Below are 20,274 nucleotides of genomic sequence, written 5' to 3' on the forward strand. Positions count from 1 at the left end.
CGTGATTTGGACAAAAGCACTACTGATCGGCGCGGTGGTCCTGCTGCTGGCCTACCTGTTCAGTTCCCGGCGCAACGCGCAGTCCCGGGCCTGGGTGAAGGTCGGCTACGTGTTCTTCGTGGTCGGTGCGATCTATGCGATCCTGCGGCCCAATGACACCACGGTGGTGGCGCACTGGCTCGGCATCGGCCGCGGCGCGGACCTGCTGTTGTATGCGCTGGTGATCGCGTTCCTGTTCACCACGATCAGCGCCTACATGCGCTTCAAGGACCTGGAACTGCGCTATGCGCAGCTGGCCCGTGCCGTGGCTTTGGAAGGCGCCCGGGTTCCTGAACCCGACCCGCCGACCCGTCAGGTCTGAGTCTGAACGCCCAGGCTGCCCAACATCGTGGTCAGTAGCTGGATGCGGCCGTCTTCGAGCTCCGGCTGCGGCAGCACGGCACGGATCAACGCCGCGCCGTCGAACGTGTTGACCATGACGGCGACGATCAGCATCAGAAGTTCCGGCGGCAACTGATCCGCGCCGGGCATCTCCTGCGCGGTCTCGTAGATGTTGCGGCCGTACTCGACGAGGGCGCCCTGCAGCGTCGCCCGCAGCTTCTCGTCGGTGCGCGCCGCCACCATCAGCTCGTACATCACCGCGTTGGTGGCGTTGCCGCTGATGTCCCGCAGCGCGATCAATGCCCCTTCGAGAGCGGGCCGGTCCGACGGGATTTCGGCGATCTGCTTGCTGAACTCCTCCAGCTGCCGCCGCATGACCTCCAGCGCAGTGGCCGCCATGAAGTCGCCCATGGTGGCGAAATGCTTGAACAGCGCACCGTCGGAGACCTCGGCCCGACGCGCGATCACCGCCGCCGAGGCGCGGGCATAGCCGACCTCGACGATAGTGGCGATCGCGGCGTCGAGGAGCCGAGCTCGCGTCTCTTCCCTGCGTTGCTGTTGGGTTCTGGCCATGTCAGACCGCTTGCGCCACCGGCAGTTTCGCCCCGCGAGCCGGCAGGTAGTGGCCGGACTTGACGGTCTCGCCGTAGCCTTCGCGGAATTCACCGTCACGGAACACCACCTGGCCGCCGACGCCGGTCGCGACGACCGCGGAGTCGCTGCGGTTGACCATGCGGCTCAGCCCGCCGTAGAACTCGACCGAATTCTCGTGGTACGCCTCGAGTTCGGCGTTGAGGCCGGCCGGGTCGATCACCACGAAGTCGGCGCGCTCACCCTGACGCAGAGTGCCGGCGTCCAGGCCGAACCAGTCGGCGACCTCACCGGTCAGCCGGTGCACGGCGTGCTCGGTGGTCATGAACGGCCGGCCGCTCTTGTCGGCGTCGTGCACGCGGCGCAGCATCCGCAGCGCGTAGTTGTAGAACGCCATGTTCCGAAGGTGCGCACCGGCATCCGAGAAGCCCATGTGCACCGAGGGTTCGGTGGCCAGCTTGTCGAGCTGCTTGGGGCGGTGGTTGGCCACGATGGTGGTCCAGCGGGTGTTGCGTTCCCCATGTTCGACCAGGACGTCCAGGAAGGCGTCGAGCGGGTGGCTGCCGCGTTCGTCGGCGATCTGGCCAAAGCTCTTGCCCACCAACGACTTGTCCGGGCATTCGACGATGGTCGAGTCGTGGAAGTCGCGGTGCCACAGGGTCGGGCCCAGCACCTTCTTGTCGAACGACTTGCGGAAGCGGCGGCGGTATTCCGGGTCGGCCATCAGCTTGTTGCGCTCCAGCTGATCCTTCAGGTGCAGCGCCGCGGTGCCCGCACCGAACTCCTCGAAAACCGGGAGATCGATTCCGTCCGAATACAATTCGAACGGCACCGGCAGGTGCTGGAAGCGCACCTTCGAGTTCAGGAACTTGTTGGCCAGGCGGGTCACCGGCCCCAGCACGTACACGGCCGCGGGAGATGACTTGGCGTCGGCCGAGACCAGCAGGCTCATCCGCACCCCGGGACGACGGCCGAACCAGCCGCTGCTCTCGAGGAAGAAGTTCAGTGCCTCTTGCAATTTGGCGACATTGGGTGCGCTCTGCAGGATGCGGCCGCGCTTACGCAGCACCTTGATCAAGCGGCGGCGTTCGCGCCAGGTGGCGAACGTCGACGGCAGCGCGCGGGAGCGGAAGCGGTCACCGTCGAGCTTGTCGATGGCCGCGTCCATCCCGGACATGCCGAGCATGCCGGCGTCCAATGCCGCCTCGAGCCGCGCCGCCATGGTCTCCAGTTCGGCGTTGGTCGGGGTGACGTTCGGGGTCGTCGCGCGGTCCAGACCCAGCACCGAGGTGCGCAGGTCCGAGTGGCCCAGCAGCGAGCTGACGTTGGGTCCGAGCGGCAGCGCCTCGAGCGTTTGCACGTACTCGGCCGGGCCGGACCAGTTCCGCTTCTGCTCGAGCGCGCCGACGACGAACTTGCGCGGCACGGCCTCGACGCGGCTGAACAGGTCGGCCGCGTCGTCGTTCTCGGCGTACACCGTCGACAACGAGCACATGCCGAGCAGCACGGTCGTCACACCGTGGCGGACCGACTCGCGCAAGCCCGGATCGAGCAGCACCTCGGCGTCGTAGTGGGTGTGGACGTCGATGAAGCCCGGCGTCACCCACTTGCCCTTGGCGTCGATGACGTCGGGGCAGCCCGCCTCATCGAGCGGCTGTGCCGACACCGTCGCGACGACGCCGTCGCGGATACCCAGATTGCGTAGTTGCGGTGTGCGGCCGGTGCCGTCGAACCACAAACCATCTTTGACAATCACGTCGTAGGTCATGACGTGAGACTAGGACAGAAAGTGAGTACTCACAATCTTTTTCTGCATATTCGCAGTTCAGGCCCGGAAAAAGTCCACCGTCCGGGAAACCCCCTCGGCCAGCGCCAGCTTGGGACTCCACCCCAGCACCTGCTGTGCGCGGGCGATGTCGAGCTGCGAACGGCGCAGGTCACCCAGGCGCGGCGGGTGGAACTCAGGAGCGTCCGGCACGCCGACGGCCGCGGCGATCGCGGTGTGCAGCTGCGCCACCGACGTCTCCACCCCGGTGCCGACGTTGAACCGCTGCCCGCCTCCCGCTTCTCCCCCGGCGCGCACGAAGGCGTCGACCACGTCGTCGACGAAGACGTAGTCGCGGGTGTCGGTGCCGTCACCGAAAATCTTGGTGGGCCGGCCGGCCAGCAGCGCCTGGCTGAAGATCGCCACCACACCGGCTTCACCGTGCGGGTCCTGACGCGGACCGTAGACGTTGGCCGGCGCGATGTGCGAGCAGTCCAGCCCGTACAGGTTGCGGAACATGTTGAGGTACACCTCGCCGCACACCTTGCTCGCGGCATACGGCGACGACGGATCCACCGGCATGTCCTCGTTGGTCGGGTAACCCGGCGGGACACCGTAGATGGATCCGCCCGACGAGGTGTGAACCACCTTGCGCACGCCGTTGCTGCGCGCCGCCTCGGCCAGCCGCACGGTGCCGACGACGTTGACGCCGGCATCGAACGGCGCGTCGGTCACCGACCGCGCGACCGAGATCTGCGCAGCCAGGTGGAAGATCACCTCCGGCCGTTCTTCGGCCACGATGGCGTGCAGATCAGCGTCGACGATGTCGGCTTTGACGAACTCGAATCGCTCGTGCTGTTCGGCTTGGGCGAGGTTGTCGACCTTGCCGCTACTGAGGTCGTCGAGCCCGACGACATCGTGTCCTTCGGAGAGGAGCCGGTCGACGAGCGTCGACCCGATGAAGCCGGCAGCACCAGTGACAAGTGTTCGCACGGGGCAACCATACCGACGGCCGCCGCCAAGCGGCCCGTACAGTCGACAAGAGTGAACTGGGTCGCCCGAACTGCCGCCACGCTGGTGGTGCTGCAGCTGATACTGCGGGCAGTCCTGGCCTTCGGTGGCTACTTCTACTGGGACGACCTGATCCTGATCGGCCAGGCAGGCACCCACTCCCTGCTGTCTCCCGACTTTCTCTTCAACGACCACGACGGGCACGTCATGCCCGCGGGATTCCTGTTCGCCGGGGTCCTGACCCGGCTGGCGCCGCTGAACTGGTTCTGGCCGGCCTTGAGTCTGGTGGTCCTACAACTCGTCGCATCGCTCGCGTTGGTGCGCGCGCTCCGGGTGATCCTCGGCTGGCGTCCCGTGCTGTTGGTGCCGCTGACCTTCGCGCTCTTCACTCCCCTGGGCGTGCCGGCCTTCGCATGGTGGTCGGCCGGGCTGAACGCGCTACCGATGGCGGCGGCCGTGGCGTGGGTCTGTGCCGATGCGATCCTGCTGGTGCGCACCGGAAACCCGCGCTACGTATGGACCGGCTGCCTCGCCTACCTGGGCGGGCTGCTGTTCTTCGAGAAGTCCGCGGTGATCCCGTTCACCGCCTTCGCGGTCTGCTGGCTGCTTTCGTACGTGACAGGCAACCGCGTCTCCGTGTGGCGCGCGGGCCTGCGGCTGTGGCTGGGGCTGCTGACCATCACGATCGGCTGGATCGGCGTCTATCTGCTGGTGGTCAACCAGAAGCGCTGGACTCTGGACCTGGCGATGACATGGGAGCTGCTGGCGCGGTCCGTCACGCACGGCCTCGTGCCGACGCTGGCCGGCGGGCCGTGGGACTGGCAACGCTGGGCGCCGGCCTCGCCATGGGCGACGCCCGGGCCGGTCGTCATGGTGCTGGGCTGGCTGGTGCTGGGTGTTGTGGTCGCGGTGTCACTGTTGCGGAAGCGGCGGCTCGGACCCGTCTGGCTGGCCGCGGTGGGCTACGTCGTCGCCTGCCAGGTGCCGATCTATCTCATGCGGTCGTCGAAGTTCACCGCGCTGGAGTTGGCGCAGACGTTGCGCTACCTGTCCGACCTCGTCGTGGTGCTGGCATTGCTTGCGGCCGTCGCGTTCTGCGCGCCGAACCGCAGCAGCCGGTTCGACGACTCTGTACGCCGACGTATCGTCGTCGCTTGCGCTGCAACGCTATTCGTGGCCAGCAGCCTGTACTCGTGGGCGACGTTCCTGCCCAGCTGGCGCGACAACCCGACCCGCTCGTATCTGGTGAACGTCGAGGCCGCGCTCGCGGCGGCACCCCGCGACGTGCCGCTGCTGGATCAGGAAGTCGACCCCCTCGTGCTGCAACGCGTGGCCTGGCCGGAGAACCTGGCCAGCCACATGTTCGCGCTGTTGCGAAACCGGCCTGAATTCGCTTCGAGCACAACCTCTTTGCAGATGCTCACCGCGACCGGCCAGCTGGTGCCGGCCCTGGTGACGTGGACCCGGACCATCGCTCCGGGCCCGGCACCGCACTGCGGCTACCTCGTGCAGACCGACGCGCCGGTGACCATGCCGCTCGACGGGCCGCTGCTGCCGGCCGACTGGACCGCCGAACTCAACTACCTGGCCAACAGCGATGGGTCGTTGACCATGTCACTGCCCGAGGGACCCGAAGCGCGAGTTCCCGTGCACCCCGGCCTGAACCGGGTGTTCGTCCGGCTGCCCGGCGCAGGCGCAGCCATCCAGGTGAAGGCCAACACGTCGGCGTTGTCGGTGTGTGTGGCGTCAGGGCCGGTGGGGTTCCTGGCGCCGCGATAGTTCCGCGGCCAACCAGCTCCGAAAAAGTTCTGGAAAAACTGTCCACCTTTGGGGCGGTCCGTTCTCTTACCGGTGTCAGCAAGTCCACCCGGGCCTGCGTCACCCGAAATGGAGAACTCCATGAACAGCACCAACGCCGGGATCGCAAACGGCAGGCGTATCGCGATCGCCGTCCTCTTCGGCACCGCCGCGCTGTACGTCGCTCCTTTGGCTCTGACGACGCCAATGGCCAATGCAGAGTCACTGGCGACCCGCTGCGGAAAAGGCGGCGGCACCTTCGCCATCGGCACACGGTCAGACGGGTCGATCGTCGAGAGCTGCACGACGACCGACAAAGAAGGCGTCAAAACACAGTGCTCCGAGGTCGACCACAAACCCCAGGGCTGCATCACCGTGCCGAGGACGGTCGTGCGGGGCACCCATATTCCGACCGGTGACCTCGTCGCGGTTCAGGCCGATCACTCCTGAAGTCCCCGCACCAGCCATCCACAGTCACCGCAAAAGGAAAGTACGTGATGAACCCCACCCTCCGACCGGTCAAGTCAGCGGCCTTCGCCGCCCTGCTGAGCGCTGCCGCGCTGTATGCCGCACCGATGATCCTGACCGCGCCCAACGCCAACGCCACCGTCGGCAGCGATTGCATGGCTTCGAACCAGACCTACGAAACCAAAGTCGCCAACGGGCACTCATACGAGGCATGCACCACGACCGACAAGAACGGCGACAAGACGAAATGCTCGTACGTCGACGGAAAGGCTCAGGGCTGCATAGCCGTCCCATCGCGTAAGCCGAAGTTCAACCTGGACCCGAGTGTTGCAGCGCCGGTCACCGAGACCCCGTCCGCGGATGGGAGCGCGCGGTATCCCGCCGCACGGCGGTAGGTCGACGCGAAAATTGTGGAGCCACCCAGGGGAATCGAACCCCTGACCTATTCATTACGAGTGAATTGCTCTACCGACTGAGCTAGGGTGGCGTGCCCCACCGAGGCGGGGCGGGACGAGTCTACGGGACGCCCGCGGCGCCGCCAAAGTCAGTTCCGTTGTCCGGCCCGCAGCGCCTGTCCCATGGTCGCGACCATGGCGTCGACGGCGAACTTCGGCTTGACGTTGGTGGCCAGCGCCTCGCGGCAGGCCAGCACCGCCTCGATGCAGCGCAGCAGCTGGTCAGCAGGCACGTGGGCGGCCATCGCGGCGGCCTTTTCGGCCATGTCCGGATGGTTGGCCGTGGCCACACCCGCCGCCCCCGACGACAGCAGGAGCGCGTCGCGGAAATAGGTGGCCAGGTCGATCAGCGCCCGGTCCAGCGCGTCCCGCGACGCCCGGGTCTGCCGCGACTTCTGCCGCTTCTCCAGGTCTTTCAGCGCGCCCGCGGCGCCCCGCAACGCGCCTGTCGCGCCCTTACCGGTGCCGCCGGCGCCCAGCGCTGTCCTGAGCTCCTCGGTCTCGGCCTCGTTGCGGCCGGCCGTCAGCGCCACCGCCTCGGCTTCTGCCGAGGCGACCAGCTCCTCGACCGCGGCGTACGCCCGCGCCGGCGTCGCGGCGTCGCGGGCCAGGCCCAGCGCCCGTTCCCGGCGCGACCGGGCCTGCTCGTCGGTGGCGAGTCTGCGGGCCCGGCCCACGTGGCCACCACTGACCGACGCCGCCCAGCGCGCGTCGGACTCGGGCAGGCCGTCGCCCGCCATCAGCACCTGTGCGATGGCGTCCACCCGCGGCGTCGTCAGGGCCACGTGCCGGCACCGCGACCGCAGGGTCACCGCGATGTCCTCGGGGTCCACGGACGGCGCGCACAGCAGGAACACCGTTGATGGCGGCGGTTCCTCGACGACCTTCAGCAGCGCGTTGGCCGCGCCTTCGGTGAGCCGGTCGGCGTCCTCGACCACCACGATCTGCCAGCGCCCGGTTCCGGGCCGCCGCGACGCGGTCTGCACGATGGCGCGCATCTCGTCGACGCCGATGGACAGGCCTTCGGGAATGACGCGGCGCACATCGGCGTGGGTGCCCGCCATGGTCGTCGTACACGCCCGGCAGGCCCCGCAGCCCGGACCGCCCTCAGCGGCCTCCGCAGTGCACTGCAGCGCCGCAGCAAAGCACACCGCGGCGATGGACCGGCCCGAACCGGGCGGACCCGTGATCAACCAGGCATGCGTCATGCTGCCGGTGGTGACACCGCTGTGAGCCGAATCACCCCGGGCCGCCCGCGCTGCGGCCACCAACTCGGCTTCCACGGCATCCTGGCCGACCAAACGCGAGAAAACTCCGCTCATCGGGCCCCACAGTAACCGTCGCCGGCGACACGAACCCGCGCGCAGCGGCGATATCCGTCGCCCCGGCCGGATACGGTTATCGGGTGGCCACCGATGTACAGCGCATCGGACGAATCAGGGGGTTCGTCCGATGGGTGGCGCGCACGCCCTGGCCGGTGTTCACGCTGAGCCTCTTGCAGGCCGACATCATCGGCGCGCTGTTCGTTCTGGGCTTCCTGCGGTTCGGTCTGCCCACCGAAGACCGCATCCAGCTCCAGGACCTACCGGCGGTCAACCTCGCGGTGTTCCTGGCCGTCCTGTTCGTCGCGTTCGTCGCCGCGGCATGGCTGAGTCTGCGGCTGCTGATCCCGGTGATCCGCTGGCAACGGCGCGACACCCTGCACCCTGGCGCCGACGATCCGGCCTTCACCGAGCTGGCCCGCACCCGGGCCCTCAAGATGCCGTACTACCGGACCCTGATCAGCGTCGGTAACTGGTTCCTGGGTTCGGTGGTGTTCATCATCGCCAGCTGGCCGGTGGCCAGCCGCTCGGCTCCCTTCGTCTTGGTGGCCAGCGCGCTCGGCGCCACCGCCACCGCGATCATCGGCTACCTGCAATCCGAACGGGTGCTGCGGCCCGTCGCAGTCGCCGCCCTGCGCGACGGTGTGCCCGAGAACTTCAGGGCGCCCGGCGTCATCCAGCGTCAGGTGCTGACCTGGGTACTGTCGACCGGCGTGCCGCTACTCGCCATCATCGTGGCCCGGCTGGCCGGCCAGTACTCGATCCTCGTCACCGAGAACGACAGGCTCAACACCCCGATCCTGTTGCTGGCGATCACCGCCCTCGCGGTCGGCCTGGCCGGCAACGTCCTGGTGGCCATGTCCATCGCCGACCCGCTGCGGCAGCTGCGATGGGCCCTGGGTGAGGTGCAGCGTGGTAACTACAACGCACACATGCAGATTTACGACGCCAGTGAGCTGGGCCTGCTGCAAGCGGGGTTCAACGACATGGTGCGGGACCTGTCGGAGCGGCAACGTCTGCGCGATCTGTTCGGCCGCTACGTCGGCGAGGACGTCGCCCGCCGGGCCCTCGAGCGCGGCACCGAGCTGGGCGGCCAGGAACGCGACGTCGCGGTGCTGTTCATCGACCTCATCGGGTCGACGCAGCTGGCCTCCACCCGGCCCGCGGCCGAGGTCGTGTCGATCCTCAACGAGTTCTTCCGGATCATCGTCGACACCGTGAACCGGCACGGCGGCTTCGTGAACAAGTTCCAGGGTGACGCGGCGCTGGCCATCTTCGGCGCGCCCATCGAGCACCCCGACGCCTCGGGCGCCGCGCTGGCCGCCTCGCGCGAGCTGCACGACGAACTCGTGACGGTGCTGGGCACCACGGAATTCGGCATCGGCGTGTCCGCGGGCCGGGCCATCGCCGGGCACATCGGTGCGCTGGCCCGCTTCGAATACACCGTGATCGGCGATCCGGTGAACGAGGCAGCCCGCCTGACCGAGCTCGCCAAGCTCGAGGAGGGCCACGTGCTCGCGTCGGCCATCGCCGTCAGTGGCGCGCTGGACGCCGAGGCGCTGTGTTGGGACGTCGGCGAGACCGTCGAACTGCGCGGCCGGTCCGCGCCGACGCAGCTGGCGCGCCCGCTGTCGCTGGCCTCACCGAGGCCGGCGGCCGAGCGGGAAGCCGAAGCCGCCAGCTAGCTCCTAGACCTTCTTCGCAGCGGCCTTCTTCGCCGGTGCCTTCTTGGCAGGGGTCTTCTTGGCCGCCGTCTTCTTGGCAGCGGTCTTCTTCGCGGCCTTCTTGACGGGGCCACGAGCACGCCTGTCGGACAACAACTCCGAGGCCCGCTCGTCGGTGATCGACATGACGTCGTCACCCTTACGGAGGCTCGCGTTGGTCTCACCGTCGGTGACGTACGGGCCGAACCGGCCGTCCTTGATCACCATCGGCTTGTTCGACACCGGGTCGGTACCCAGCTCGCGCAGCGGCGGAGTCGCCGCACCTTGGCGCCCACGACGCTTCGGCTCGGCGTAGATCTTCAGCGCCTCTTCGAGCGTGACGGTGAACATCTGCTCTTCGGTGGCCAGCGAACGAGAGTCGGTGCCGCGCTTGAGGTACGGGCCGTAGCGGCCGTTCTGCGCGGTGATCTCTTCCTTGCTCTCCGGATCGACACCAACAACGCGCGGCAACGACAGCAGCTTCAATGCGTCGTCGAGCGTCACCGTCTCCAAATCCATTGAGCGCAACAAAGATCCGGTGCGCGGCTTGGGTCCGGTCGGTTTCTTGGTCTTCTTCGCGCCCGTGCCGGCGTCCGGCTCTTCCGGCGGCGCAGGCAGCACCTCGGTGACGTACGGCCCGTAACGTCCGTCCTTGGCGACGATCTCGTGCCCGGTCTCCGGGTCGATGCCCAGTGAGCGACCCTCTTGCGGTGTGGCGAAGAGCTTTTCGGCCAGCTCGAGGGTGAGCTCGTCGGGCGTCAGATCGTCATTGAGGTTGGCGCGCTGCGGTTTCAAAGCGCCGTCGGCTGCCTCTTCATCAAGAACCATCCGCTCCAGGTACGGCCCGTTACGGCCGACGCGGACGTTGATGGCGCGACCTTCGGCGTCGTCGAACAGCTTGATGGAGTTGACTTCTCGCGCGTCGATACCTTCGAGGTTGACGCCGACGAGCCTCTTCAGGCCACCCTCGCGAGCCACCGAGCCTTCGACGCCGTGCTCGCCACCGAAGTAGAAATTCGACAACCAGTTGGTGCGCTGCTCGTTGCCGGCGGCGATCTCGTCGAGTTCGTCCTCCATGGCGGCGGTGAAGTCGTAGTCGACCAGCCGCCCGAAGTGCTGTTCCAGCAGTCCGACGACCGCGAACGCCACCCAGGCCGGCACCAGGGCGCTGCCCTTCTTATAGATGTAGCCGCGGTCCTGGATGGTCTTGATGATCGACGAGTACGTCGACGGACGGCCGATGCCCAGGTCTTCCAGGGCCTTGATCAGCGAGGCCTCGGTGTACCGGGCTGGCGGGTTGGTGGTGTGCCCGTCGGCGGTGAGCTCGGCGGCGTCCACCCGCTGGCCCTGGGTCAGGTTCGGCAGGCGGCTCTCGGCGTCGTCGGCCTCACCGCCGGCCTGCTCGTCGAGGCTCTCGACGTAGGCCTTGAGGAAGCCGGCGAAGGTGATGGTGCGGCCGGAGGCGTTGAACACGACCTGCTCTTCGACGGCGGTGCCGTCAGTCGATCTGCGGCGAGCCTGGCCGGAAATACGGAGCGAAAGGGTGGTGCCGCGTGCGTCTGCCATCTGGGAGGCGACGGTGCGCTGCCAGATCAGCTCATAGAGCCGGAACTCGTCGGTGTCCAGGGCGCCGTGCAGCTGGCCCGGGGTCTGGAAGACGTCACCGGCGGGGCGGATGGCCTCGTGTGCCTCTTGGGCGTTCTTGACCTTGCGGGTGTACTGCCGCGGCGTCGGGTGGACGTACTCCGGGCCGTAGAGCTGCCCGGCCTGGGTGCGCGCGGCGTTGATGGCCGACTCCGACAGCGTCGTGGAGTCGGTACGCATGTAGGTGATGTAGCCGTTCTCGTACAGCCGCTGCGCGATGCTCATGGTGCGCTCGGAGGAGAACCGCAGCTTGCGGCCGGCTTCCTGCTGCAGCGTCGACGTCATGAACGGCGCGTAGGGCTTGCGCGTGTAGGGCTTCTGCTCCACCGAGCTGACGGTCAGCGACTCGCCACGCAGCCCGGCGGCCAGGGCACCAGCGGCCGCCTCGTCGAGCACCAGCACCTCGTCGGGCTTCTTGACCGCACCGAGGGAGTCGAAATCCCGGCCGGTGGCGACGCGTCGGCCGTCGACGGTGCTGAGCTTGGCGGTGAACTTGGGCGGAGAGGCTTCCGGGTCGGACACGCTGGCGTCCAGCTCAGCGGTGACGTCCCAATAGCCGGCGCTGCGGAACGCCATGCGTTCGCGCTCGCGCTGGACGATGATCCGGGTCGCGACGGACTGCACCCGGCCTGCTGACAGCTTCGGCGCCACCTTCTTCCAGAGCACCGGGCTGACTTCGTACCCGTACAGGCGGTCGAGGATGCGGCGGGTCTCCTGCGCGTCGACCAGGGCGATGTCCAGGTCGCGCGGGTTCGCGGCGGCCGCGAGGATCGCGGGCTCGGTGATCTCGTGGAACACCATGCGCCGGACCGGCACCTTGGGTTTGAGCGTCTCGAGCAGATGCCACGCGATGGCCTCGCCCTCGCGGTCACCGTCCGTCGCGAGATAGAGCTCGTCGACCCCCTTGAGCAGGTCCTTGAGCTCGGTGACGGTGCTCTTCTTATCCGGGCTGACGATGTACAGCGGCTCGAAGTTGTCGTCGACGTTCACGCCGAGGCGGGCCCAGGCCTCACCTTTATATTTGGCCGGCACGTCCGCGGCATTGCGCGGGAGGTCGCGAATGTGTCCACGCGACGATTCGACGACATAGTTGGAGCCGAGGTAACCGGCAATCTTGCGCGCCTTGGTAGGCGACTCGACTATGACGAGTCGCCGGACCCGGCTGCCGCTACCGGCACCATCGAGGTCAGCCACCTTATCTATCCGCTCCACTTCTTGGTCTGCGTTACGACACCGAATGAATGCCTAACGGTCATCCGGTTCTAAGGCAAGTCACAATTTGACACTCTGCGCGAGCCTACGCAAACCGGATGCGGCCAAAATATACGGTCTGCACCCGCTAGATCCGGGGCCATTGGAGAAACGCCTCCGTGAACCCGGGCGGCTCCCCCACGTTCTCTACCAGGCGCAAGAGCCTCCGACGGCCACTGATCCGCAGGGCCGGGTGATGGCCTCGGGTCCCGATCAGGGTCGGCGCGATACCGACCCGCATCAGCGCCGACGCCAACGTGGAATGAGTATCCGGTGCGTGGGGATCCAAACCCAACAAGTAGCCATTCGGCTCCGCGATACCGGCGGCCAGCACCCAGGCGCGCAGCTCCCGCGGGCCCGGCAACCACCCGTCGGGCACGGTTTTGACCGCTCCGCGGGTCCAATCGCGTGCCATGCGCGCCAGCCTGGCGTCGGCTTCGGTGCGCACCAGCGGCGTCTTCTCGTCGGTGTGCGTGATCTCGGGCTCCAGTCCCGCTTCGGCGATCATCTCGGCCAGCGCCTCGGCCCGCCACAACGCGTCAACGACGACCGACAAGCGGACTTTCCGGCCGTCCGCCGCATCGCCGGTTCGAACCACCTGTCCCGGCGCAGCGAGCAACCCGGTCAGGTCGGCCACCGCGGGCGGCACCGACTCGGCCGAGAAGAAGGACAGCTGACTCACCCTGCCGACAGTAGGCCAGCCCACGACGAAAGGCGTGGAGGCCAGCTATGCAAAACGCCCCCGCTTCATCGCTGACGATGCGGGGGCGTTGCTCGGTGCTGACCTCAGACCGGGCGGACGTTCAGAGCCTGCGGGCCCTTGGCACCCTGCTCGACCTCGAAGTCGACCTTCTGATTCTCCTCAAGGGTGCGGAACCCGTTGGACTGAATCTGCTTGTAATGGACGAAGACGTCGCCTCCGCCGCCTTCCTGCTCAATGAAGCCGTAACCCTTCTCCGGGTTGAACCACTTCACAGTCCCCTGTGGCATTTGTCCTTCATTTCCTTCTGTTACTGCGGGTGCGATCCACCGAGTCTTCCGGTGTACCGGGAACGCAGACAACGTTCCCGGGTGTTGACACACGAACACAGAAGCTGCGACCAAGATCAGTCAACCATGTCGGGCGCTGTCGCAACAGTCACACGACGAACTGTGGTTAACAATTCATCTTGGCCGCTTTCAGCACGCGGCAGCCAAGGCCGAGAAGGGATCACAGTGACACACGCGGAATCCGATGGCGCTGCAGCGCAGCCGAACTTCGGGCGTGAGCTGTTGGCCTCCGCACTGGACGGCACCCCCGCCGACGAGCAGCCGCTGCGGCATGTCGCTGATCTGGCGTCGCGTCAGGCTCGCCGAATGCCCTGGCCCGCTTGGGTTGGCGACGACGTGGTGCGGGCGTTCACCGATCGCGGTGTGGCGCAGCCGTGGTCACATCAGGTATCCGCGGCCGAGCTGGCGCACGCCGGCCGGCACGTGGTCATCGCGACAGGCACCGCATCCGGCAAATCCCTGGCCTACCAACTGCCGATCCTGCACGCGCTGCAAACCGATGCGCACGCCCGCGCGTTGTATCTGTCTCCGACCAAGGCGCTGGGCCACGACCAGCTCCGCGCCGCGCAGTCGCTGTGCGGCGTCATTCCCGGCCTGTCCAACATCGCCCCGTCCGCCTATGACGGCGACAGCTCCACAGAGGCAAGGCAATTCGCCCGCGAACGGTCCCGGTGGATTTTCTCCAATCCGGACATGGTGCACCTGTCGCTGCTGCGCAACCATTCCCGATGGGCGGTGTTCCTGCGTCAGCTGCAGTTTGTGGTGATCGACGAATGCCATTACTACCGAGGCATTTTCGGCTCGAACGTGGCGATGGTACTGCGCCGGCTGATGCGGCTGTGCGACCGTTACGGGTCGGCGCCCACAGTGGTGTTCGCCAGCGCCACCACCGCCGCCCCGGCGCACACGGCATCCGAGTCGCTCGGCCAGACGGTCACCGCGGTCACCGAAGACGGGTCGCCGCACGGCGGCCGCACGGTGGCGCTGTGGGAGCCGGCGCTGCTCACCGATCTGATCGGCGAGAACGGCGCCCCGGTCCGCCGTTCCGCGGGCACCGAGGCCTCTCGGGTGATGGCCGATCTGATCGCCGAGGGCGCTCGGACCCTGACCTTCGTCCGATCACGCATCGGCGCCGAGTTGACGGCGCTCGGGGCGCGGGCCCGGCTCGAGAACGTCGCGCCCGAACTGGCCCCGCTGGTGGCGTCCTACCGAGCCGGATACCTGGCCGAGGATCGCCGGGCCCTGGAACACGCTCTGACGGAAGGGGAATTGCGCGGCCTGGCCACCACGAACGCACTGGAGCTCGGCGTCGACATCGCCGGACTGGACGCCGTCGTGCTGGCCGGGTTCCCCGGTACGGTGGCCTCGTTCTGGCAGCAGGCCGGCCGGGCCGGGCGGCGCGGCCAGAGCGCGCTGATCGTGCTGATCGCCCGCGACGACCCGCTCGACACCTACCTGGTGCATCACCCCGCCGCGCTGCTCGACAAGCCCATCGAGCGGATCGTGATCGATCCCGGCAACCCGTACGTACTGTCGCCGCAATTGCTCTGCGCGGCAACCGAACTCCCGTTGACGCCCGCCGAGGTGCGGATGTGGGACGCCGAAGCGGTAGCCGAATCACTCGTCGACGACGGACTGCTACGCAAGCGTCCCGCCGGCTATTTTCCGGCACCCGGCGTGGATCCCCATCCCGCCGTGGACATCCGGGGGTCATCGGGCGGGCAGATCGCCATCCTGGAGTCCGGCACCGGACGCATGCTGGGCAGCACCGGCGCCGGCCAGGCGCCGGCCTCGGTCCATCCGGGCGCGGTCCACCTGCATCAGGGCGAGACCTTTCTGGTCGACGCGCTGGACTTCGAAGCCGGCGTCGCCTTCGTACACGCCGAGAATCCCGGCTACACGACATCGGCGCGGGAGGTCACCGACATCTCGCTCCGTGGCACCGGTGAGATTCATCGTTTCGGGCCGGTCGCCATCGGCCTCGTCCCGGTGTCGGTATCGGGCACCGTCGTCGGGTTCCTGCGCCGAGCGATGGACGGCGCGGTGCTCGATTTCGTCGATCTCGACATGCCGACCCGCACCCTCGACACCATGGCGGTCATGTGCACCATGGCACCGGAGATACTGTTGGACAAGGGAATTGATCCGCTGCGAGTTCCCGGGTCGCTGCACGCGGCCGAGCACGCCGCGATCGGCCTACTGCCGCTGGTGGCCAGTTGCGACCGGGGTGACATCGGCGGCGTGTCCACCGCGTCCGGACCCGCACCCGGCGACTTATCCGGCCTGCCAACGATTTTCGTGTACGACGGATATCCGGGCGGAGCCGGGTTCGCCGACCGCGGGTTCCGGCAGCTGTCCACCTGGTGGTCCGCCACAGCAGCGGCCATCGAGGCGTGTGAGTGCCGTCACGGTTGCCCTTCCTGTGTGCAATCGCCCAAGTGCGGCAATGCGAACGATCCGCTGGACAAAGCCGGCGCTGTGCAGGTACTTCGCCTCGTCGTCGACACCTTGGCGGCACACGGAAAGTAGGCCGGTCGGCCGACTCCGGACAGAGGCAAAGCGCACCGAAACGGATAAACTACGGCCATGACGGACGACTGGCTCCTCGTCGAGACCCTCGGCGCCGAACCTGCCGTCGTCGCGCAAGGGCAGCAAACCAAGAACATGGTTCCCATCAGTGCTTACCTGCGGCGCAACTCCAGCTTGATGGCGATCCAGTCGGCGATCGGCGAAACCGTGCGCGCCGGACTGCCGCTGACGAGCATCACCCCCAAGAGCGACCGCGTGATCCGGACCGAAGTGGTGCAGATGACCGACGGACGCATTCATGGCGTGCACGTATGGGTCGGCACTCCCAACGCCGATCCGCCGGACCGGATGATCCCCGGTCCCCTGAAGTGGGATCTGACGGGCGGCATCGCGACCGACACCATGGAGTCGCTGGCCAACAGTGGCCTCAACCCGGCGGCCGAGGCCACCCATGGCCGCGCATTCGCCGACGACCTGCAGACCCGCATACTGAACCCGAACGAGGCGCGGGTCATCTCGGCCGTCATCAAGCCAAAACCTGGCCAAACGTTCACCAGTACTTGGGAAATGACCGATTTCCGGGGCCGGCCCATCACTGTCGGATTCTGCGCGCGGGTACTCAACGAACCCGACGAGGACGGCCACGACCGACTGGTCTGCCGGGCCATGAACTGGCGCGGCGTCCGGGACAATTCGTCGGCCGCACCACTCGACCGGGCGCAGCAGATCGCGGGCGGCCCGGCCGTGCCCGGTATCTACCGGGCCATGGTGGATCTGAACAGCTGGAAGCTCATCAAATGGATCGGCGAACCGTGTCCGCTCTTCGACTGGAGCGCCGGCGCGCCATCCGAGTTGGTACACCCGGACGAGATCGCCGAGATGGCGGCCATGACGGTCGAGTTCGGCAGCGGACCGACCTCGCGGGTGCTGCGGTTGCGCGCCCACGACGGCGGGTGGGTCCCGATTCACGTCACCGCGCACCGGCTCCAGGTCGCCGACGACACCTTCGCCGGCCTGCTGTCCCTGCGCCTGCCCACCTACGGTGAGCTCATGGCCGCCGGGGACCGGCTGAGCGACGGCGCAGCCGAGTCCTGATCGCGAATCCTATTCGGCGCCTGTCGGATTCGCCCCGTCGAAGGGAAGCAACCGCCGGGCGCCCGGCCCTTCGGCCGCGAGCTCGTCGCCGGGGTTGATGACCAGGCAGTGGTTGAGGGAGATGCATCCGCACCCGATGCACTGGTCCATCTCCGACTGCAGCCGCTCCAACTCGAGCTGCCGTTCGCGGAGTTGCGCACGCCAGCGCTTGTTGAGCCTGGTCCAGTCCCGCAATGACGGCATCCGATCATCAGGAAGCGTCCGGAAGTGCTCGGCGACCTCGCTGAGGGGAATGCCGAGCCGCTTCGCCACCTGGATGACGGCAATACGCCGCTCCAGGTGACGTGGATACAACCGGGTCCCGCCAGCCGTGCGTTCGGGGTGGATCAGCCCTTTCCGCTCGTAGAAGTGCAACGCTGACGCGGCGACGCCGGTCCGCTTCACGATCTCCCCGATGGTGAGGAGATCAGTCGGACCCATTCGCTTGATCTCAACCATAGTTGAGATTCTACGGTAGCGATATGCCAAGTGACACAGGGCGGCTCACGGTCGCACAGATCATCGTCGCGGTCGGGCTACCGCTCGCCTGGTCCGGCGCGGGCCTGACCGTGCGCGACGCCGAGATTCCACCGGCCGAACCGCACCGGCACCTCCACGTCGACCACCACGTCCAACTGCCGCACCGAACACTGACCAACCCGGCTGCCCATGGCTTCGGCAACAGCGGCGGCGCGGCTACAGGACTGGCCGGGCCCTGAGACCAACGCGCCCGCGGCCGCCAATGCGGCAAGGTCGGCCGCCGACTGCGCGCGGTGGCGGCCCATCACCGCGGCACCGACGGCAGCCGCCCCGGTCATGAGGCCGATGAGCACCGCGATCAGCGCGACCGCGAACACCGTCGCGGCACCCCGCTCGTCGTCACACACCGGGCTCGGGCGCCGCCACCGCCTCCGCTCCCACCGTGATGCCGGGTAGCAACGGCGCCGGGACACGGACCCGCGCGACGACCCGTCCCCCGTCGCGCCGCACCTCGACCGTGGCGCCGTCGGGTCCGGTACGACGGGCGGTTTCGACGGCGGCACGGTCGTCGCCGCGGGCCGCGAGCCGGGCCGCCTCCCGGGCCGCGTCGAGGCAGCGCACCTGCATCGAGACCGCCGCGAGGCCACCGATACCGAGGACGGCGACCGCGATGAGCGCGGCAACCGCGAATGCCGCCTCGACCGTGACGCCGCCGCGGTCATCGGTTCGTGGTGAGGGCACGAGAGATGATGTTGGTCAGAGCACTGACGATCGAGTCCCCGGTGACCACGGTGTACAGGATGGCGCCGAACGCCGCGGCGGCCACCGTGCCGATGGCATATTCGACGGTCGACATCCCGCCCTCATCGGTGAGCAGCATGGTCGCTCGGGCTTCAAGCGTGCGAATGATGTTCGGTTTCATGGTTTCCCTCCCCTTGTGGTGACGCCGGCCGGCGTCGGAAATCTGCGTGGGTCACAGCAGCCCGGACCGGAACACGTCACCCGCCAGACCGGCGACAACGGGCACGATGCCGAGACAGACGAAGGCCGGCAGGTAGCAGAGCCCCAGCGGACCGGCGATCAGAACATTGGCCCGCTCGGCAGCCGCGTCCGCCGCGTCACCGGCGTCGGCCCTGGCCTGCTCGGCCAGTTCGGCGACGCCCTGAGCCATCGCGGCACCCGAGGACGCCGATCGGCGAGCCAACCGCAGCAGCGCGATCACGTGCGGATTCGTACCGCCACCCCGGTCCGACCAGGCCGTCGCCGGACTTGCCCCCAAAGCCAGCAGTTCGGCCGCGCGACGCAGCACACCGGCCAATCCGGCCGGCGCGGACGGCACCGCAGCCGAGGCGGCGGCACTGGTCGCCATGCCCGCCGACAGACAGGCCGCGAGCACGTCCAAGCTCGACGGCACCGCCAACGGGTCGTCGTTCGACGTCGCCGGGGGCGATGACCGGTCCGGCACCCGCGGCCAGATTCTGTGCGCCGGCGTACCAGGGATCAGCAGAATCGCCACCGCGAGCAGAAGCAGCGACGCCGTGCTCATCGCTGCGCCCGCGCGATGATCCGGTCCGACCACAACAGCCCGAGGCAGCACAGCAGCACCCCGACCACCAGCACGACCGCGCCGTCACCGAGCAGGAAGCGGACGGGATGCGCACCGATCAACTGCCCCAAGACAATTCCGAGCGCGGGCAATCCGGACAGCACCGCCGCCGTCGTACGGGCCCCGGCCATACCCGCTCTGATCCGCGACGAGAAGCGTTCGCGTGCAACGACGTCCCGCTCTGCGGCACGCATGAGCGGGGCGATGGCCAGGCCGTGGTCCAGCGCCAGCTGCCAGTACACGGCCAGCCGCTGCCAGTGCGCCGGGAGCGCCGACGTCCCCGCCACGGCGCGCAGCCCGGCCGCGACATCGGCGCCCAGCCGGGCGCGTGCCGCGACCTCTCCCAACGCCGCAGAGACCGGTCCGTCCACCTCATGAGCCGCGGCGTCGAACGCTGCCACCGGATGTGCCCCGGCACGCAATTCCCCGACCAGGATGCCGAGCGCACCCTGCAGCGTCTGCGCCTCCCTGGCGCGTGCGGCCTCCCGTCGCGAGCGCTGCCACCGCAACCCCACGGTCCCGACCAGGGCCGCACCCGCCAGCGTCACCGGCAGGGGTAGCGCTACCAGCGACACCACGGCGACCGCCGCCGGCAACCACAACATCCGCGAACCACTGCGAGACCCCAGTCCCGCCAATCGTTTTCGATGCCCCAACCGCTCGAGCCCGCCCGGCCGCGGCGCCACCAGTACCGCCAGCGCCAGCATCAGTGCGGGGCTCATGACCGACCCCGAGCGGCCAGCAGCTCGCGAAGGGCCGCCATTCCCGGTCCGGCGCCCCGATCGACCTGCCACGCGGTCACCGCCGCTACGGTCCCGTCGCCGACGCGGTGCAACACCGCGACCTCGCTCAAGTACCGTCGGCCATCACGGGCTCGCGCGGTGTGCAGTACGAGCTGGCACGCGGCCGCCAGCTGAGAATGCAGCGCGGACCGGTCCAATCCGCCGACGGACGCCAACGCCTCCATACGGGCGGGCACCTCGGCGGGACTGTTGGCATGGACCGTCCCAGCACCACCCTCGTGGCCTGTCTTAGATGCCTACTGTGTGAACGTTCGGTACGTTCGCGGAGAGTCTCTTTCCTGGCG

Annotated in this window: 20 protein-coding genes, 1 tRNA gene and 1 pseudogene; 7 read left to right on the plus strand and 15 right to left on the minus strand. The window is 68.1% G+C overall.

Annotated features, from left to right (window positions below):
• Position 1: 1 nt before the first annotated feature.
• On the plus strand, positions 2-361 hold the full coding sequence (locus AC3WTE_RS12890) for a DUF2304 domain-containing protein (protein ID WP_492437949.1): 360 nt from the start codon (positions 2-4) through the stop codon (positions 359-361).
• Here AC3WTE_RS12890 and AC3WTE_RS12895 read toward each other — a convergent pair.
• The 3 genes from AC3WTE_RS12895 to AC3WTE_RS12905 are packed head-to-tail and all read right to left on the minus strand — an operon-like array spanning position 352 to position 3,730.
• On the minus strand, positions 352-954 hold the full coding sequence (locus tag AC3WTE_RS12895; RefSeq protein ID WP_492437951.1) for a TetR/AcrR family transcriptional regulator: 603 nt from the start codon (positions 952-954) through the stop codon (positions 352-354). The genes AC3WTE_RS12890 and AC3WTE_RS12895 overlap by 10 nt on opposite strands.
• Before the next feature lies 1 nt (position 955).
• Positions 956-2,740 carry an N-acyl-D-amino-acid deacylase family protein gene (locus AC3WTE_RS12900; protein WP_492437953.1) on the minus strand — a complete coding sequence of 595 codons (1,785 nt, stop codon included), beginning with the start codon at positions 2,738-2,740 and terminating at the stop codon, positions 956-958.
• A gap of 57 nt (positions 2,741-2,797) precedes the next feature.
• Positions 2,798-3,730 carry an NAD-dependent epimerase/dehydratase family protein gene (locus tag AC3WTE_RS12905; RefSeq protein ID WP_492437955.1) on the minus strand — a complete coding sequence of 311 codons (933 nt, stop codon included), beginning with the start codon at positions 3,728-3,730 and terminating at the stop codon, positions 2,798-2,800.
• 51 nt (positions 3,731-3,781) lie between these two features.
• Between AC3WTE_RS12905 and AC3WTE_RS12910 the strand changes: the two genes are divergently transcribed.
• From AC3WTE_RS12910 to AC3WTE_RS12920, 3 genes are all read left to right on the plus strand, one after another.
• The gene (locus tag AC3WTE_RS12910; protein ID WP_492437956.1) at positions 3,782-5,527 is read left to right on the plus strand and encodes a hypothetical protein; all 1,746 of its coding nucleotides are present in this window, start codon (positions 3,782-3,784) and stop codon (positions 5,525-5,527) included.
• A 120-nt stretch (positions 5,528-5,647) separates the two neighbouring features.
• Positions 5,648-5,995: a hypothetical protein gene (locus AC3WTE_RS12915; RefSeq protein ID WP_492437958.1), complete on the plus strand. Its 348-nt coding sequence runs from the start codon at positions 5,648-5,650 to the stop codon at positions 5,993-5,995.
• Positions 5,996-6,042: 47 nt separating this feature from the next.
• Positions 6,043-6,408: a hypothetical protein gene (locus AC3WTE_RS12920; RefSeq protein ID WP_492437960.1), complete on the plus strand. Its 366-nt coding sequence runs from the start codon at positions 6,043-6,045 to the stop codon at positions 6,406-6,408.
• A 16-nt stretch (positions 6,409-6,424) separates the two neighbouring features.
• Here the strand turns inward: AC3WTE_RS12920 and AC3WTE_RS12925 are convergent.
• Positions 6,425-6,500, minus strand: a tRNA-Thr gene (locus AC3WTE_RS12925).
• 57 nt (positions 6,501-6,557) lie between these two features.
• Positions 6,558-7,790: a DNA polymerase III subunit delta' gene (locus AC3WTE_RS12930; protein ID WP_492437962.1), complete on the minus strand. Its 1,233-nt coding sequence runs from the start codon at positions 7,788-7,790 to the stop codon at positions 6,558-6,560.
• Positions 7,791-7,840: 50 nt separating this feature from the next.
• On the opposite strand from AC3WTE_RS12930, the gene AC3WTE_RS12935 reads away from it, so the two are divergent.
• Positions 7,841-9,475 (plus strand): adenylate/guanylate cyclase domain-containing protein, encoded by a 1,635-nt coding sequence (locus tag AC3WTE_RS12935; protein WP_492438270.1) that lies wholly within the window; start codon positions 7,841-7,843, stop codon positions 9,473-9,475.
• Between the two features lie 3 nt (positions 9,476-9,478).
• Here AC3WTE_RS12935 and topA read toward each other — a convergent pair whose 3' ends face one another.
• From topA to AC3WTE_RS12950, 3 genes are all read right to left on the minus strand, one after another.
• Complete coding sequence (gene topA / locus AC3WTE_RS12940; protein WP_492437964.1) at positions 9,479-12,331, minus strand: type I DNA topoisomerase; 2,853 nt, start codon at positions 12,329-12,331, stop codon at positions 9,479-9,481.
• 145 nt (positions 12,332-12,476) lie between these two features.
• Positions 12,477-13,070, minus strand: coding sequence for a hypothetical protein (locus AC3WTE_RS12945; RefSeq protein ID WP_492437965.1), 594 nt, complete (start codon positions 13,068-13,070; stop codon positions 12,477-12,479).
• Between the two features lie 104 nt (positions 13,071-13,174).
• Positions 13,175-13,378: a cold-shock protein gene (locus tag AC3WTE_RS12950; protein ID WP_133759409.1), complete on the minus strand. Its 204-nt coding sequence runs from the start codon at positions 13,376-13,378 to the stop codon at positions 13,175-13,177.
• Positions 13,379-13,504: 126 nt separating this feature from the next.
• Here AC3WTE_RS12950 and AC3WTE_RS12955 point away from each other — a divergent pair, with 126 nt between their 5' ends.
• Positions 13,505-15,967 carry a DEAD/DEAH box helicase gene (locus AC3WTE_RS12955; protein WP_492437968.1) on the plus strand — a complete coding sequence of 821 codons (2,463 nt, stop codon included), beginning with the start codon at positions 13,505-13,507 and terminating at the stop codon, positions 15,965-15,967.
• A 57-nt stretch (positions 15,968-16,024) separates the two neighbouring features.
• Complete coding sequence (locus tag AC3WTE_RS12960; RefSeq protein ID WP_492437970.1) at positions 16,025-17,062, plus strand: PAS domain-containing protein; 1,038 nt, start codon at positions 16,025-16,027, stop codon at positions 17,060-17,062.
• A gap of 9 nt (positions 17,063-17,071) precedes the next feature.
• On the opposite strand, the gene soxR is transcribed toward AC3WTE_RS12960, so the two are convergent.
• The 7 genes and pseudogenes from soxR to AC3WTE_RS12995 all read right to left on the minus strand — a co-directional run.
• Positions 17,072-17,560 carry a redox-sensitive transcriptional activator SoxR gene (soxR, locus tag AC3WTE_RS12965; RefSeq protein ID WP_492437972.1) on the minus strand — a complete coding sequence of 163 codons (489 nt, stop codon included), beginning with the start codon at positions 17,558-17,560 and terminating at the stop codon, positions 17,072-17,074.
• Positions 17,561-17,637: 77 nt separating this feature from the next.
• Positions 17,638-17,988 (minus strand): Rv3654c family TadE-like protein, encoded by a 351-nt coding sequence (locus AC3WTE_RS12970; protein ID WP_492437974.1) that lies wholly within the window; start codon positions 17,986-17,988, stop codon positions 17,638-17,640.
• Positions 17,981-18,322, minus strand: a complete 342-nt coding sequence (locus AC3WTE_RS12975; protein ID WP_492437976.1) for a TadE family type IV pilus minor pilin — start codon at positions 18,320-18,322, stop codon at positions 17,981-17,983. Before AC3WTE_RS12975 ends, AC3WTE_RS12970 begins: the two co-directional genes overlap by 8 nt.
• The gene (locus AC3WTE_RS12980) at positions 18,300-18,503 is read right to left on the minus strand and encodes a DUF4244 domain-containing protein (RefSeq protein WP_492437978.1); all 204 of its coding nucleotides are present in this window, start codon (positions 18,501-18,503) and stop codon (positions 18,300-18,302) included. Before AC3WTE_RS12980 ends, AC3WTE_RS12975 begins: the two co-directional genes overlap by 23 nt.
• A gap of 51 nt (positions 18,504-18,554) precedes the next feature.
• A complete protein-coding gene (locus AC3WTE_RS12985) occupies positions 18,555-19,127 on the minus strand; it encodes a type II secretion system F family protein (RefSeq protein WP_492437980.1) in 573 nt (190 codons plus the stop codon).
• Positions 19,124-19,909, minus strand: a complete 786-nt coding sequence (locus tag AC3WTE_RS12990; RefSeq protein ID WP_492437981.1) for a type II secretion system F family protein — start codon at positions 19,907-19,909, stop codon at positions 19,124-19,126. Before AC3WTE_RS12990 ends, AC3WTE_RS12985 begins: the two co-directional genes overlap by 4 nt.
• Positions 19,906-20,226, minus strand: a pseudogene (locus AC3WTE_RS12995) (TadA family conjugal transfer-associated ATPase); the annotation flags it as partial. The gene AC3WTE_RS12990 and the pseudogene AC3WTE_RS12995, both read right to left, overlap by 4 nt.
• Positions 20,227-20,274: the final 48 nt, after the last annotated feature.

This window comes from Mycobacterium sp. FW102-FHT13B02, assembly GCF_058790275.1.

What these genes read in the sequence shown, in the direction of transcription:
- AC3WTE_RS12985 (WP_492437980.1), bottom strand. Translation starts at nt 19,127, where the DNA reads ATGAGCACGGCGTCGCTGCTTCTGCTCGCGGTGGCGATTCTGCTGATC.
- AC3WTE_RS12920 (WP_492437960.1), top strand. Translation starts at nt 6,043, where the DNA reads ATGAACCCCACCCTCCGACCGGTCAAGTCAGCGGCCTTCGCCGCCCTG.
- AC3WTE_RS12950 (WP_133759409.1), bottom strand. Translation starts at nt 13,378, where the DNA reads ATGCCACAGGGGACTGTGAAGTGGTTCAACCCGGAGAAGGGTTACGGC.
- AC3WTE_RS12930 (WP_492437962.1), bottom strand. Translation starts at nt 7,790, where the DNA reads ATGAGCGGAGTTTTCTCGCGTTTGGTCGGCCAGGATGCCGTGGAAGCC.
- soxR (WP_492437972.1), bottom strand. Translation starts at nt 17,560, where the DNA reads ATGGTTGAGATCAAGCGAATGGGTCCGACTGATCTCCTCACCATCGGG.
- AC3WTE_RS12990 (WP_492437981.1), bottom strand. Translation starts at nt 19,909, where the DNA reads ATGAGCCCCGCACTGATGCTGGCGCTGGCGGTACTGGTGGCGCCGCGG.
- AC3WTE_RS12960 (WP_492437970.1), top strand. Translation starts at nt 16,025, where the DNA reads ATGACGGACGACTGGCTCCTCGTCGAGACCCTCGGCGCCGAACCTGCC.
- AC3WTE_RS12980 (WP_492437978.1), bottom strand. Translation starts at nt 18,503, where the DNA reads ATGAAACCGAACATCATTCGCACGCTTGAAGCCCGAGCGACCATGCTG.
- AC3WTE_RS12900 (WP_492437953.1), bottom strand. Translation starts at nt 2,740, where the DNA reads ATGACCTACGACGTGATTGTCAAAGATGGTTTGTGGTTCGACGGCACC.
- AC3WTE_RS12895 (WP_492437951.1), bottom strand. Translation starts at nt 954, where the DNA reads ATGGCCAGAACCCAACAGCAACGCAGGGAAGAGACGCGAGCTCGGCTC.
- AC3WTE_RS12915 (WP_492437958.1), top strand. Translation starts at nt 5,648, where the DNA reads ATGAACAGCACCAACGCCGGGATCGCAAACGGCAGGCGTATCGCGATC.
- AC3WTE_RS12955 (WP_492437968.1), top strand. Translation starts at nt 13,505, where the DNA reads ATGTCGGGCGCTGTCGCAACAGTCACACGACGAACTGTGGTTAACAAT.